At 60.7% G+C, this 13,726-nt stretch carries 13 protein-coding genes; 10 read left to right on the top strand and 3 right to left on the bottom strand.

Translation table 11 applies throughout. The features are described from left to right. The first annotated feature begins 355 nt into the window (after window positions 1-355). The 9 genes from I6L35_RS05305 (at window position 356) to malZ (ending at window position 8,708) form a co-directional block, all read left to right on the top strand. Entirely contained in the window at window positions 356-742 is a 387-nt protein-coding gene (locus tag I6L35_RS05305; protein WP_216952650.1) for a TraR/DksA C4-type zinc finger protein, read from the top strand. Between the two features lie 145 nt (window positions 743-887). Further along, window positions 888-1,745, top strand: coding sequence for a hypothetical protein (locus I6L35_RS05310; RefSeq protein ID WP_216979720.1), 858 nt, complete (start codon window positions 888-890; stop codon window positions 1,743-1,745). A gap of 62 nt (window positions 1,746-1,807) precedes the next feature. Then, window positions 1,808-2,254 (top strand): DUF962 domain-containing protein, encoded by a 447-nt coding sequence (locus tag I6L35_RS05315; protein WP_216979721.1) that lies wholly within the window; start codon window positions 1,808-1,810, stop codon window positions 2,252-2,254. Between the two features lie 21 nt (window positions 2,255-2,275). Next, on the top strand, window positions 2,276-2,770 hold the full coding sequence (locus tag I6L35_RS05320; RefSeq protein WP_216979722.1) for a CreA family protein: 495 nt from the start codon (window positions 2,276-2,278) through the stop codon (window positions 2,768-2,770). 74 nt (window positions 2,771-2,844) lie between these two features. Further along, window positions 2,845-3,834 (top strand): 2-hydroxyacid dehydrogenase, encoded by a 990-nt coding sequence (locus I6L35_RS05325; RefSeq protein ID WP_128815648.1) that lies wholly within the window; start codon window positions 2,845-2,847, stop codon window positions 3,832-3,834. 176 nt (window positions 3,835-4,010) lie between these two features. Further along, entirely contained in the window at window positions 4,011-5,372 is a 1,362-nt protein-coding gene (yegD, locus tag I6L35_RS05330; RefSeq protein WP_100652295.1) for a molecular chaperone, read from the top strand. Window positions 5,373-5,537: 165 nt separating this feature from the next. Then, window positions 5,538-5,954, top strand: coding sequence for an META domain-containing protein (locus I6L35_RS05335; RefSeq protein ID WP_005340725.1), 417 nt, complete (start codon window positions 5,538-5,540; stop codon window positions 5,952-5,954). A gap of 70 nt (window positions 5,955-6,024) precedes the next feature. Next, window positions 6,025-6,873, top strand: a complete 849-nt coding sequence (locus I6L35_RS05340) for an HDOD domain-containing protein (protein WP_064341032.1) — start codon at window positions 6,025-6,027, stop codon at window positions 6,871-6,873. 5 nt (window positions 6,874-6,878) lie between these two features. After that, complete coding sequence (gene malZ / locus I6L35_RS05345; RefSeq protein WP_216979723.1) at window positions 6,879-8,708, top strand: maltodextrin glucosidase; 1,830 nt, start codon at window positions 6,879-6,881, stop codon at window positions 8,706-8,708. A 99-nt stretch (window positions 8,709-8,807) separates the two neighbouring features. Here the strand turns inward: malZ and I6L35_RS05350 are convergent, their stop codons facing one another. Together I6L35_RS05350 and I6L35_RS05355 are read right to left on the bottom strand one after the other, a co-directional pair. Further along, the gene (locus I6L35_RS05350) at window positions 8,808-9,341 is read right to left on the bottom strand and encodes an ATP--cob(I)alamin adenosyltransferase (RefSeq protein WP_216979724.1); all 534 of its coding nucleotides are present in this window, start codon (window positions 9,339-9,341) and stop codon (window positions 8,808-8,810) included. 89 nt (window positions 9,342-9,430) lie between these two features. Next, on the bottom strand, window positions 9,431-10,573 hold the full coding sequence (locus tag I6L35_RS05355) for a DUF5610 domain-containing protein (RefSeq protein WP_216979725.1): 1,143 nt from the start codon (window positions 10,571-10,573) through the stop codon (window positions 9,431-9,433). Window positions 10,574-10,743: 170 nt separating this feature from the next. Here I6L35_RS05355 and trmA point away from each other — a divergent pair, with 170 nt between their 5' ends. Further along, on the top strand, window positions 10,744-11,877 hold the full coding sequence (gene trmA / locus I6L35_RS05360; protein ID WP_216979726.1) for a tRNA (uridine(54)-C5)-methyltransferase TrmA: 1,134 nt from the start codon (window positions 10,744-10,746) through the stop codon (window positions 11,875-11,877). 67 nt (window positions 11,878-11,944) lie between these two features. On the opposite strand, the gene I6L35_RS05365 is transcribed toward trmA, so the two are convergent. After that, on the bottom strand, window positions 11,945-13,678 hold the full coding sequence (locus I6L35_RS05365; protein WP_216979727.1) for a methyl-accepting chemotaxis protein: 1,734 nt from the start codon (window positions 13,676-13,678) through the stop codon (window positions 11,945-11,947). Window positions 13,679-13,726 lie beyond the last annotated feature (48 nt).

Genomic DNA, 13,726 nt, shown 5'->3' on the forward strand with positions numbered 1-13,726 from the left:
CAAGCAGTGGTGTTTAAAAAACTATAAATAACGGCGCATATAATGACCAAGTCGGCACCAAATACTAAACACTCGTGGTCTCGCCTCTCCCCAGTGCAAAGCCGGTGCCAACCGGCCAAATCCAGATGTCAGATCCCGTCAGATCAGCCGCTAAAGGGGCCATTTTTTTGCAAAGGCGCACAATCCCTGTCCTATTTGCTTTGCTTGGCTGCTTTTTTTTGGTACAAGGCCCGCCCTGATTTGCACTCTCTTGCATGAAAACGGTGCAAATCAGACGAGAAGGGCTTGGTCTGCAGGCAGACAGCCCCCATAAACAGGGATAATTGGGTTAGTAAACTGACTGGTAGTAAATCGTATGTGTGATTTCATGACTGAAGACCAACTGGCCTTTTACAAGGGGCAGATCGAGCGGCAGATCGCCGAGCTCGAAGAGCGCCTGAACTCCCAGGCCAGCCAGGCCATCGCCACCGACACCAACGAGATGGCCGATGAAATTGACCGTGCCAGTATCGAGGAAGCCCGCCGTCTGGAGCTGAACCGCATCGAGCACGACAAGCTGCACCTGCGCAAGCTGAGGGGCGCATTGAAGCGAATGAACGATGGAGATTTCGGTTACTGTGAATCTTGTGGTGACGAGATCTCTCTCAAGCGGCTGCAAGCTCGTCCAGAGTCCCGTTTCTGCGTCGAATGCCAGAGCACCAAGGAATTTAACGATACCCACGTGTTCCGCCGCGTCGCCTGATTCTTCGAAGAACCGTCACCATTCAGGTGCAACAGACGCCAACAAGGCTGGGCCCGCGCTCAACCTTGCACAACGCCTCGCAGCAAGATGGTGACAAGTTCTGTTAGACTCCGGACACCTTCCGGAATCTACAGGAGAATAGAGAGTGAAATGGCTCATCAAACTGTGTTTGTGCCTGCCACTGCTGGCACAAGCACAGGTTCTGACGGTCAAGGTTCCCAGCCGTCCCGTCAACAATCTTGATCAGGAGTACCAGCTCAAACTGCTGGAACTGGCCCTGACCCGCTCCGGACAACCCTTTCGCATCCAGCCTGTCGAACTCGACCTCAACCAGTTCACCCTTCAGCAGCAGCTGAGCAAGGGCAAGACCATCAACGTCTTCTGGATGGGTACCTCCAGCGCACTCGAATCCTCCCTGATTGCCGTCCCCATTCCGCTGTTTCGCGGACTGGAAGGATTGCGGCTGTCGTTCATCCACGCGGACGCTCAGGAGAAGTTCAACCAGATCAATACCCTGGCCGATCTCAAACAGCTGAAGGCGGCGCAAGGGGTCGGTTGGGCCGATAACAAAATTCTGGAAAATGCGGGCATCCCGACCTTCTCCGGCCGATACAGCAGCCTGTTTCGCCTTATCAACGACGGCGACAAGATCGACTTCTTCCCGCGCGCCCTGGTGGAGATCTTCGCCGAGCGCAGCGAGCTGGTGGCGCAGTATCCCAACCTCGCTATCGAGCAGCATCTGCTGATCCGCTACCCCTTCGCCCAGTTCTTCTTCGTCAGCCCCGAATACCCCAAGCTGGCCAAGGCGATTCAGACCGGGCTGGAGCGGGCCTATGCCGATGGCAGCTTTATGAAGTTCTTCAATGACAACCCCAAGATCCGCGAAGCGCTCGCCAGCGCCAACCTCGATCAGCGGGTCACCATCGCCCTGCCCAATCCGGATATGACCCCGTTGCTAAAATCCATTCCGGCCCAATATTGGGAGTATCCACCGCAGGGATAAGCATCCCGAGCGCCTGACCATGAGGGTCGGGCAGCGAGAACACAGTGCGCCAGGGAGGTGCCATGAAGGGAATCCAGGAGTGGTTTGCGGAGTATGGCCAGAGCCATCGCCATCCGATAAACGTCGCCATCCACAAACTGGCGGTGCCGGGCATCTATCTCTGCTCGCTGGCGCTGCTCTGGTGTCTGCCACACGGGCCCTTGCCAGAGCCCCTCAACTGGGCGGCAGTGGCAGCCATTCCGGTGCTGCTGTTCTATCTGCAGCTGTCGTTTTCGCTGTTCGCGGGGATGACCGGGCTGACCGCGCTGGGACTGTGGCTCTGCCACCAGTGGCAGGGGCCGCTGCTGTGGCCCGCAGTGGCAGGGTTCGTGCTGCTCTGGATAGCCCAGTTTGTCGGCCACAAGATCGAGGGCAAGCGCCCCTCCTTCCTCGCCGACCTGCAATTTCTGCTGATCGGCCCCGCCTGGGTGCTTGCCAGCCTCTATCGTCGCGTGCGCCTTCCCTACTGAGGAAGGCCAACAGGAGAGACCATGACACATCGCCACACGATCAATAACACCCTTCGCCGCGCCCTGCCCCTGCTGCTGGGAGCCCTGTTTGCTGGCCCGGCGCTGGCCGACAAAGCCGACCCGGTCGGTGAAGTGAGCACCGCCTTCAAGCTCTTCGGCCCCAACCACAAGATCCTGGTGGAGGCGTTCGACGACCCGCGCATTAACGGCGTCGCCTGCTATCTGGCTCGCCCCAAAACCGGTGGCGTCAAGGGCGGGCTGGGACTGGCGGAAGATCCCTCCCACGCCTCCCTGTCGTGCCACCAGATCGGCCCCATCACCCTGCCCGAGAAGCTGAAGGCAGGGGAAGAGGTGTTCGATGTCAGCACTTCGCTGGTGTTCAAGGAGCAGAAAGTGGTGCGTTTTTACGACAAGAAACGCAATGCACTGGTTTACCTGACCTACAGCACCAAACTGGTAGATGGTTCGTACAAAAGTGCAGTCAGCGCCGTTCCCATCATGCCGTGGGGACAATAACCAGCCGGTTTGTCCGGTGATAGCTGACCCATTTTGTTGTAATTTGACGACACACACGCTGCGGAGCACATACCATGAAAGTCGCCGTATTCAGTACCAAGAGCTATGACAAAGAGCATTTCAACCAGGCCAACAGCCAGTACGGCTTCGACCTGGAGTTTTTCGATGTGCGGCTGGAGGCCAAAACGGCCCGACTGGCTCACGGCTTCCCAGTGGTGTGTCTGTTCGTCAATGACGATGCCGACCGCGAGGTATTGACCGAACTGGCTGCCAACGGCACCCAGGTGATCGCCCTGCGCTGCGCCGGTTACAACAACGTGGATCTGGCCGCGGCCAAAGAGCTGGGGCTGAAAGTGGTGCGGGTGCCCGCCTACTCCCCCGAGGCGACCGCAGAACACGCGGTCGGCATGATGATGTGCCTCAACCGCCGCATCCATAAGGCTTATCAGCGCACCCGCGACGCCAACTTCTCGCTGGAAGGGCTGGTCGGCTTCAACATGCATGGCAAGACCGTTGGCGTCATCGGCACCGGCAAGATCGGTCTGGCCGCCCTGCGCATCCTCAAGGGCTTCGGGGTTCGCCTGCTGGTCAACGATCCTTACCAGAATCCGGCAGCCATCGAGCTGGGAGCCGAGTACGTGGATCTCGATACCCTGTTCCGCCAATCCGACATCATCAGCCTGCACTGCCCGCTGTTCAAAGAGAACTACCACCTGTTGAACAAGGAGGCGTTCGCCAAGATGAAGGACGGGGTGATGATCATCAACACCAGTCGTGGTGGCCTGCTCGACTCCAACGCCGCCATCGAGGCGCTCAAGACCTCCCGTATCGGCGCGCTGGGGCTGGACGTCTACGAAGAGGAAGAGGATCTCTTCTTCTCCGACAAGTCCAACGAGGTGATCACCGATGACGTGTTCCGCCGCCTGTCCGCCTGCCATAACGTGCTATTCACCGGCCATCAGGCGTTTCTGACCCGCGAGGCACTGCACGCCATCGCCGATACCACCCTCGGCAATATCCGCGCTATCGAGAGCCAGGGTCGCTGCGAAAACGAAGTGGAGTAATCCTCTCGCACCCGTAGCCATGAACGACAGAGGGAGCCATTCCCTCTGTTATCCACACCGACATGCTCCCCCCCGTGTATTTTCCCCTGCGCCCTCAATATCCGGGGTGCCGGGTTGTGAGACCCGGCGCCTTCGGGTAGGCTAGCCCCCCTTTTTTATTCAGGAGTCTGGCGCCCATGTTTATCGGATTTGATTACGGCACCTCCAACTGTGCCGTGGCCGTGATGGAACAAGGTAGCCCCAGGCTGCTGAATCTTGGCGCATCCCGCTATCTCCCCTCCACCCTGCATGCGCCCCACCGGGATGCCATCGCCGGTCTGTTGGCCGAAGGGCTGGCCCCCGCCCAGCAGGCGGAGTACCTCAAGCTGCGTGGCCCCGTGGTCACCCGCGCCCAGACGGTTCGTCGCCAGATGCGCGAAGAGGGACTGATCGACGAGCTGAGCTTTGGCGGTGCCGCGCTGGAGCGCTATCTGGAAGAGCCGGACGACGGCTACTACATCAAATCGCCGAAATCCTTCCTCGGCGCTTATGGCCTCAAGGCCCCCCAGATCGCCCTGTTTGAAGACATCGTCTGCGCCATGATGCTCCATGTCCGCCAGCAGGCGGAGCAGCAGCTCGGCGCCCCGATCCGCCAGGCGGTGATCGGCCGACCGGTCAACTTCCAGGGTCTGGCGGGGGAAGAGAGCAACCAGCAAGCTATCGCCATCCTGACCGAGGCAGCCCGTCTGGCCGGTTTCGAGCAGGTGGAGTTCCTCTATGAACCGGTGGCCGCCGGGTTTGAATTCGAGGCGCGCCTCACCGAAGACGCCGTGGTGCTGGTGGTGGATATCGGTGGCGGTACCACCGACTGCTCCATGCTGCGGATGGGCCCGAGCTACCGCGATCAGCTGGATCGCAGCGGCGATCTGCTCGGCCACAGCGGCCAGCGGATCGGCGGCAACGACTTCGATATCCGCCTGACGGTGGAAGGGATGATGCCGCTGCTCGGCATGCACGAGACCCTCAAGACCGGCAAGCCGCTGCCCCACCCGCTGTTCTGGGATGCGGCCGCCATCAACGACGTCAGCGCCCAGAGCCGTTTCTACAGCCTCGACACCGCCCGCCAGCTACAGGACCTGCAGCTCGACAGCCAACCCGGCAGCAAGCTGGGTCGTCTGGCCAGCCTGCGGGCCCACAAGCTGAGCCACCAGCTGGTATGGCGTGCCGAGCAGGGCAAGATCGCCCTCTCGGAGCAGGAACTCAATCGCCAGTCGCTGGCCGAGCTGGAAAAAGGGCTGGAAGCGGAACTGACCCGTGAACAGCTGGCCAACGCCTCGGCCCTGCTGCTGGAGAAGATTGGCGAGCTGATGGACGAAGCGATTGCCGCCGCCGGTGTGCAGCCGGATCGCATCTTCGTCACCGGCGGTAGCGCCCGCTCGCCGCTGATCGCCAGCTTTATCCGCCAGAAGCTCCCGTCCATCCCGCTTGAAGGGGGCGATGACTTCGGCTCGGTGGCTGCGGGTCTTGCCCGTTATGCCGAGCGGCTGTTCGCCAACTGAGCCCTGAGATAGCGTAAATCGATGGCAACATCACCCGTGTGTTGCCATTATGCGACAGTCATGCGGGACAAGGGGCGACAGAAGCGGTCGGTCGTCCCCTCTCCCGCCCTGCTCCCGACTGCCCAAAAAGGGTATTCTTGACGCTCCCCCAACCGGAGCCCCCTCATGCCCAGATTGCCCTTTTTGCTGATCCCCCTGTTACTGCTCGCTGGCTGCAGCTCGACCGCCTTTGTTCAGCAAGATCTGCAACACCACCACTGGGTACTGAGCAAACTGGATGGCGAACCGATCAAGGCCCCCCGCGACAATCCCCCCGATTTCGAGATCGGCGAGCACTTCACCGTCAACGGCATCGCCGGTTGCAACCGCTACTTCGGTCAGGGCCATCTGGAAGATGACAAACTGTGGGTCACCAGTCTGGGCAGTACCGAAATGGCCTGCATGCCACCGCTCGACACTATCGAACAGGCTGTACTGACCACCCTTACCGAGGGTGCGACCCTGAGCGGCACCAGTCAGAACCTGATCCTGCAGGGCAAACAGCACCGTTTGGAATACACCTTGCGCGACTGGGTGTTCTAGCGCTCACAAAGCCGCATCACAAACAGGAACATGTTGTCCGGCTGTGGCACAATATGAGGCAGAGTTCGCAATGGAGGCTGCCTCAGCCATGTCGATGGATCGCCTGTTTGACAAGATCAAACAACTCCCCACTATTCCCAAGCTGCTGCACGAGTTGATGCAGAGCTTCAACGACGAGAATGCCCGCATCGACGAGATTGCGGCCAAGATCGCCATGGATCAGGTGATCAGCGTCAAAGTGCTGCGGATGGCCAACTCGGCCGCCCTGCGCCGGGGCAACGAAGTGACCTCCATCGAACAGGCGGTGATCCGGCTCGGCTTCAACCGGCTGCGCTCCGTGGTGGTCGCCTCCGGCATCATCGGCACCTTCAAGGCCCCGCCCAGCTTCGACAAGAACAAGTTCTGGACCGAGACCTTCCAGGTCGCCACCATAGCCAAAACCCTGGCCCAGGAGGCCAAGGTGATGGATCCCGAGACCGCCTTCACCTGCGCTCTGATCCACAACATCGGCGAACTGCTTATCCAGAGCACCTTGCCGGAAGAGGCCGAGCTCATCAACATGGCGATCCAGAACGGCAGCAGCCGGGTCGAGGCCCAGCGGGAGATGCTGGGCTACGACTATGCCCAGCTCGGTGCCGAGCTGGCGCGGCGCTGGAACCTCTCCGAGGCCTTCGTCGATGCCATCTCCCAACAGCTTGACCCGCTCTCCCACGATCCGGTCAGCAAGGAGGCGGTGCTGATCCGCCTCGCCGTGTTTATCTCCTTCGCCTGGAACGCGGGCGTGCCTGCCCAGGCCATCATCGCCCGCTTCCCCAAACCGCTCGCCGACCAGCTGGGACTGGATCCCAAGTCGCTGGCAGGCCAGCTCGAAACACTGCATGAACAGGGTAATGCCCTCGCCGATCTTCTGACTCAATAAGCATCATGACCCATCCGTTTCTGTTTCATCCCCAGGTGGCGCCCTGGTTCAAAGAGAGCGCCGACGCACTGCAATTGACTCTTTTTAGCGAGCTGGATGCACCGATCCGCGAGGTGTGGCTGCGCCACGAGCCGGATAACGAGGAGTACCTGATCCCGATGACGGCGGTCTCCACCCGCGATCGGCTGCAGGTGTGGCAGGCGACCCTGCCGCTCATCAAAGGACAGGATATCCACCTCTACAGCTTCAAGTGCCTCACCGACGAGGAGCAGTGGTGGCTGCACGGGGCGGGCGTCAGCGCGTCCATGCCGCCACGGGAGCAACATTTTCGCTTCAACAGCCTGCACCAGCCACCGGCCTGGGTGCAGGATCAGGTGTTCTACCAGATCTTCCCCGACCGCTTCTGCAACGGCGATCCATCGCTGAGCGTCAAGCATCACGAGTACGAATATCGCGGCAAAGCGGTGATCAGCAAGGCGTGGGGCGAGCCGGTCAGTCGTCATGAAGAGGGCCACGGCGCCTGCGAATTTTACGGCGGTGATCTGGCGGGCATCGATGCCAAGCTGCACTATCTGCAATCTCTCGGGGTAACGGCGCTCTACCTCAACCCCATCTTCGATTCGCCGAGCAACCACAAGTACGACACCCAGGACTACTTCAAGGTGGATGCCCACCTCGGCAGCAACGAGCAGTTCGCCGAGCTGACCCGCAACCTGCACCAGCGCGGCATGAAGATCATCCTCGATGCGGTGGTCAACCACACCTCTACCGAGCACCCCTGGTTCTGCCCGCCACTGGGCGCCCAGAGCAACCCGGACTCCCCGTGGCGCAGCTTCTACACCTTTGACAAACAAGGGGATTACGTCAGCTGGAAGGGCATTCGTAGCCTGCCCAAGCTCGACTTCTCCTGCGAGAAGGTACAGGACGCCGTCTATCGGGCTGACGACGCCATCCTCCGTTACTGGATGCGCTCCCCCTACCAGATCGATGGCTGGCGTTTCGACGTCATCCACATGCTGGGTGAGCGCGGCACCGCCGAGGGCAACAGCGGCCACGTGCGCGCCATTCGCGGCGCGGTGAAGCAGGAGAACCCGGACGCCTACGTGCTGGGCGAGCACTTCTTCGAGGCGAGCCAGTGGCTACAGGGGGATCAGGAGGACGGCGCCATGAACTACTACGGCTTCGCCCATCCGGTCCGCGCCTTCCTGGCCGGCAAAGATATCGCCTACCACCCCATCAAGATCAGCGCCGAAGAGCTGGATCGCTGGCTCAAGCTGGCGCGGGCCCACATCCCGTTCAAGAACCAGCTGGCCCAGTTCAACCTGCTGGACAGCCACGATACCGCCCGTTTCCTCCATCTGCTGGGAGAGGACAAGCAGCGGATGCGTCTCGCCGCCACCCTGCTGCTCACCTATATCGGTGTACCCTCCATCTACTACGGCGATGAAGTGGGGCTATCCGGCGGCAACGACCCGGACTGCCGCCGCTGCTTCCCGTGGGATACCACAGACTGGGATCACGTGCTGCACGACCACTATCGTCGGCTGATCCAGATCCGCCGCCAGCGCCCCTCCCTGCGCCGTGGCGATATCCAGACCCTCTACGCCGGGCCCCACAGCTATGTGTTCGCCCGTACCCTGCAAAGCGATCAGGTGGTGGTGGCCTGCAACCGTCACCCGAGCGAGCCGCGCACCATCAGCCTGCCCCTGTGGCAGACCGCGAGCCCGGCCAGCCGCTTCACAGACGCCTTCAACGGCGAAAAGTTCGAAGTAGTACAAGGCGAATTGCAGCTCACCATCCCGGCCAACTCGGCCCGGGTACTGATCTCCAGCTGAGCGAACAACTTACGCGCTGAAAAACAAAACCGGAGTCCAAGGCTCCGGTTTTTTATTCCGTTCAATCCACCATGGCGTTCGGCTCTTTGCCTGCCGACATCAGTAATTGATGCTGACGTAGGGTACTTCCGGCACCTGCCAGCGCTGCTTGAGGTATACGGTGAGCACGAAGAAGAAGTTGGCCAGCAGGTTAGCGAAGCGATAGAGAATGGGATCGAAGGCCACCTCGCTCTCTTCCAGCCTGACCAGCAGCCGCACCACCTTCTTGCTGCCGCAGCGGCACAGATGGAGGGTGGGAATGGGCTGCGGCCCCTGTGGCAGCACAAAACCGGTGACGCTGCCGCGACTCGCCTCGTTGTAGTGGTCGTAACGGGCCTTGAGCCACTCAAGGTCTGCATCGAAGATCCCCAGCTTGCCGCGTACCGAGCCGTTTAGGTTGTAGATAAGTCGCTGCAACGCCGCGAGATCCACCAGCATGGGCTCGGTATCGGCATCCGGCGCAAGGTGTGACAGCACGGCCCCGACCTGACAGCAGAGCTCGTCGGTGGCGATTTCAAAATCACATTTGAGCGAGCTTTCAAAGATAAAGGGGTAGCAGAGCTCGCGCTTGTCTCTTGGCTTCTTGGGGTTCATGGGGCAACCGGATTGGAGAAAAGGCCAGTTTGCCAGCCCCGGGAAGGGCTGGCAAACGGCAGCTCATTACTTGCGTTACGCGCTGTGGCTCAGGCGTTCTTACTGGCGGGCTCGGTGGACGGCTGGAACTGGCCAATCATCCGCAGCGCCTCCAGCATCCGCTGGTTGAAGTTGGTGAAGCTGCTGATCTGTGCCGGATCGCTCTGACCGCGAGCGGCCAGCACTGCCGGGGTCAGCGCCTGTTGCTGGGACTCCGGCAGCAGGGTATCTGCCTGCTTCTGTACCTGATCCAGCTTGGGCAGATAGTCGGCAAACGGCTTGAGCAGATCCTGCAGGGAGCTGGCCCCCTGATAGGTCTGGCTCAACTTGACGCTCTGCTTGAGTTTGAGGGAATAGGAGGCCAGCTGACTGTCGTCCAGCTTCAGTTCATTCGCCTTATCCAGCAGATCCTCGAAGTTGCCGGAGAAGAAGTTCCCCGCCAGCTCGTCGATCCCCTTGACCAGCTTGCCGATGGACTCCATCTCGTCGCTGTTGAGATCCCCCTCCAGTGAGAAGCTGAAGCTCTGACTCGATTTGAGGCTGAACTGACTGCCGCTCTCATCCTTCTGGGACTTGGTCTGCCAGCTGTCGTTGAAGCGCAGCACCACCTTGTCGCCATCCTTGGTCTGGATTTCCAGATAGCCCTGCTGGCGGCTGGCCATCTCGGCCTGCCCCATGTCGGTCGGGGAGACCTTGCCGAAGAACTCCTTCTCGAACTCCTCGAGCCCTTTCTGGATCAGCTTGTAGCTCTGATCGATACCGGTTTTGATATCGTCGTTGTCAGTCGCCCACTTGCCGAGCTGCTTCTTCGCCTCCTCAAAGCCCTTGTCGACCCCCTTGCGGGCCTGCTCCATCATCCCGGTCAGGTCGTCGTCGGATTTGCCATCGGCCCGCGCGGCACCAAGCCGCCCGGTCACAAACTGCAGCACGTTGTCCGCCACCGACTGGAAGTCGAACAGGGTCTCCGGGGTGATCTCCTCGGGCTCTTTCACCTTCGGCGCCTGATAGCCCTGGCCGTTGATCTCCAGCGAGAACTGCAACGCCTGCTGGATCAGCACCTGCGCCCACTTGGGCGGCTTGTGCAAGGAGACCTCCTCCTCGCTCTTGACCTGTTTCTGCTCCGCCGGTTGGGGCGATTTGGGAGAAACACCCACTCCCTTGGGTTGGGCTGCGCCCACGCCTTCGATCTGCATAATGTGTCCTCCCACCATGCCTGTAGATCAGCTATCGGCCTGACTGAACACTTCTTGACCACAAAATACTGGACAATCTGCGGCTGGCTTTTAAAATCGGGCCCCTTTGGGTGGCCTGTTGCCTTCCCCCGATTTCGACCCGGCCCGGCCGGTGTGCATGTGAGGTATTTATGACCCAGTCCCAACAGCCTTCCGCGAACGCTCCGGCGCCTAGAACCGCGGCCGACTATCAGGCCCAACTCGACGAAAAGCGCGCTCGCCTCACCGAGCTGTTTGCCGGCTTCACCCTCCCGGCACTGGAAGTGCACAGCTCGCCGGCGGAGTACTACCGGATGCGCGCCGAATTTCGCATCTGGCACGAAGGGGATGACCTCTTCCACTGCATGTATGCCCCGGCGACCAAAGAGATCATCAAGATAGACCACTTCCCCACCGCCAGCCGCCTCATCAACCAGTTGATGCCGCTGCTGCTGGAGGGGCTGCGCCCACACCCGGTGCTGCGCCGCAAGCTGTTCCAGATCGACTACCTCTCCACCCAGTCCGGCCAGATCATTGTCAGCCTGCTCTATCACCGCAAGCTGGAGGCCGAATGGCAACAAGCCGCCGAAGTGCTGCAGGCCGATCTGCGCGCCAAGGGGTTCGAGCTGCAATTGATTGGCCGCGCCCACAAGCAGAAGATCTGTCTGGGGGATGACTTCGTCATCGAACAGCTCAACGTGGAGGGTCGCCAGCTCATCTACAAGCAGGTGGAGAACAGCTTCACCCAGCCCAACGCCGCCATCAACGAGCAAATGCTGGCCTGGGCGCTGGATGTGACCAAGGGGAGCGAAGGGGACCTGCTGGAGCTCTATTGCGGCAACGGCAACTTCTCCATCGCGCTGGCGCAGAACTTCCGCAAGGTGCTGGCCACCGAGATCGCCAAGCCAAGCGTCGACTCCGCCCAGTTCAACATCGCCGCCAACGGCGTCGACAACCTGATCATCCTGCGCATGTCGGCCGAAGAGTTCACCATGGCGATGCGTGGCGAGCGGGAGTTCAACCGCCTCAAGGGGGTCGATCTCAAGAGCTACCAGTGCAACACCATCTTCGTCGACCCGCCCCGCGCCGGTCTCGACGATGCGACCGTCAAGCTGGTACAGGAGTACGACAACATCCTCTACATCTCCTGCAACCCCGAAACCCTGCAGGCCAACATGACCGTGCTGGGCGAAACCCACGAGATCGCCCGTTTCGCCCTGTTCGACCAGTTCCCCTGGACCCATCACATGGAAGCCGGGGTCTATCTGCGTCGCAAGGCCGATTGATTAAGGCAGACAGGAAAACAACAACAGGGCCGGATGGCCCTGTTTTGTTATTGGCTCAACATTGACCTTACTCCAGTCGGAAGTGGCCCACGATCTCCCGCAGCCGGTCGTAGGTTTGCTGCATCGCGGCGGAACTGGCAACCGTCGCTTCGCCATTGTGGGTCAGCTGGCGGATCACTTCGGCAATGGCACTCATGTTGCGATTGATCTCTTCAGCCACCGCACTCTGCTGCTCCGCTGCCGTGGCGATATGGCTGATGAGATCATTGATCTCCACCACTTCCCCCGCCATCAGATCCAGCGACTCGTTGACTTTAGTGGTGTTCTCGGCAGCCCCCTGACAGCTCTGCTTGGTGTTGCCCATGGCCTCCACCACAGTCCGGGTGCCCCGCTGCAGGCTGGCCAGCATGGTCTGGATCTCTGCAGTGCTCTTCTGGGTACGGGCCGCAAGCGAGCGTACCTCATCCGCCACCACCGCAAAGCCACGACCCTGTTCCCCGGCGCGAGCCGCCTCGATGGCGGCGTTGAGCGCCAGCAGGTTGGTCTGTTCGGCAATGCTGCCGATCACCCCCAATACAGAGCCAATCTGCTGCACATCCTGCTGCATCGCCTCGATGGAACGGGCGGTCTCCTCCACCTCGTCCACCAGCGCCATCACGCTGGCCATCGCCTGATCCACTACCTGGCGGGACTGGCTCGCCAGCTGCTGGCTCTGGCCGGTAAGCTGGGCGGTGCTGGCCGCACTCTCGGAGACGGAGACCGCGGTGCGGCTCATCTCGTTGATGGCGGTCACCACCTGCTCGGTCTCGCGCACGTGGTCCGCCAATAGGGACTGGGCGGCGCCGGTCTGGCTGGCCAGCCCCTCGATGCCGCTGTTGAGCTGGCCGCTCGCCTGTTGCACCTCCCCCATCATCTCCTGCAAGCGTTCGATAAAACGGTTGATCCCGGCCGAGATCTGGCCCAGGTCATCCTTGCTGGTCACCGCCAACCGGCGGGTGAGATCGCCGCTGCCGCGAGAGAGCTCCAGCACCAGATCCCGTAACGAAACAATGGGTCGATAAGCCACGTTGAGCGCCAGCATTGCCAGCACCATCACCACTATCGCCACACCAAACAGCGCCATGATGATCTGGCCGTTGAGTGACCGGGTCATGGCACGGATATAGTCAAGATCGATGTAGCCGGTCAGGGTCCAGCTGTTACCGCGAATATCCAGCTGGTTGGGGCGCGCTTCGCTCTCCCCCTGCGGTTTGCTGCTGTAGAGCTCATTGCCCTGGCCGTCGGCCAGCGAGAAGTAGCGCCCCTCGCCGCTCATCTTCTCCAGTAGGCTCTTGAACTCGCTCATGTCGAGGTAGTAGAGATAGGCCGAATCTGCACCTCGCGGCACCAGTATGGTGATGACCGGCTTGCCATCCACCTGTTGCAGCGGGCTGACGGTGATCTGGTTGTTGGCGGCGGGGATCAGCTTGCGCAGCGCATCGACCCTGGCGCTGTCGTTGATGACACCGCTCACGTCGAACGCCATGTCGCCGATCACTTTGACGATATTGTGAAAGCCGGTCTCTTGCAGGGTCTTCTTGACGTTGGTCACCCCGAAGTTGAGGTTGGCGGCCAGCAGGATTTTCTGATTGATGTCGCTGGCCAGCTTCTCTTTGACCAGAGTGATCTGTTCGTTGATGTTCTTGGTCGCCTGGGTGCGGATGTAGGCGCTGATGAAGTGATTGACGCTGAACCAGGCGGTACCGATGGTGACCAGAATGGCCAGCAGCAACAGGACGTAAATCTTGACCTTGAATGGCATGGGATCCCTCCAGAAGAGAGGGCTGGCAGCGCCAACCCTCCCTGCCAA

The organism is Aeromonas sp. FDAARGOS 1405 (assembly GCF_019048265.1).
Lineage (GTDB): Bacteria > Pseudomonadota > Gammaproteobacteria > Enterobacterales > Aeromonadaceae > Aeromonas > Aeromonas veronii_A.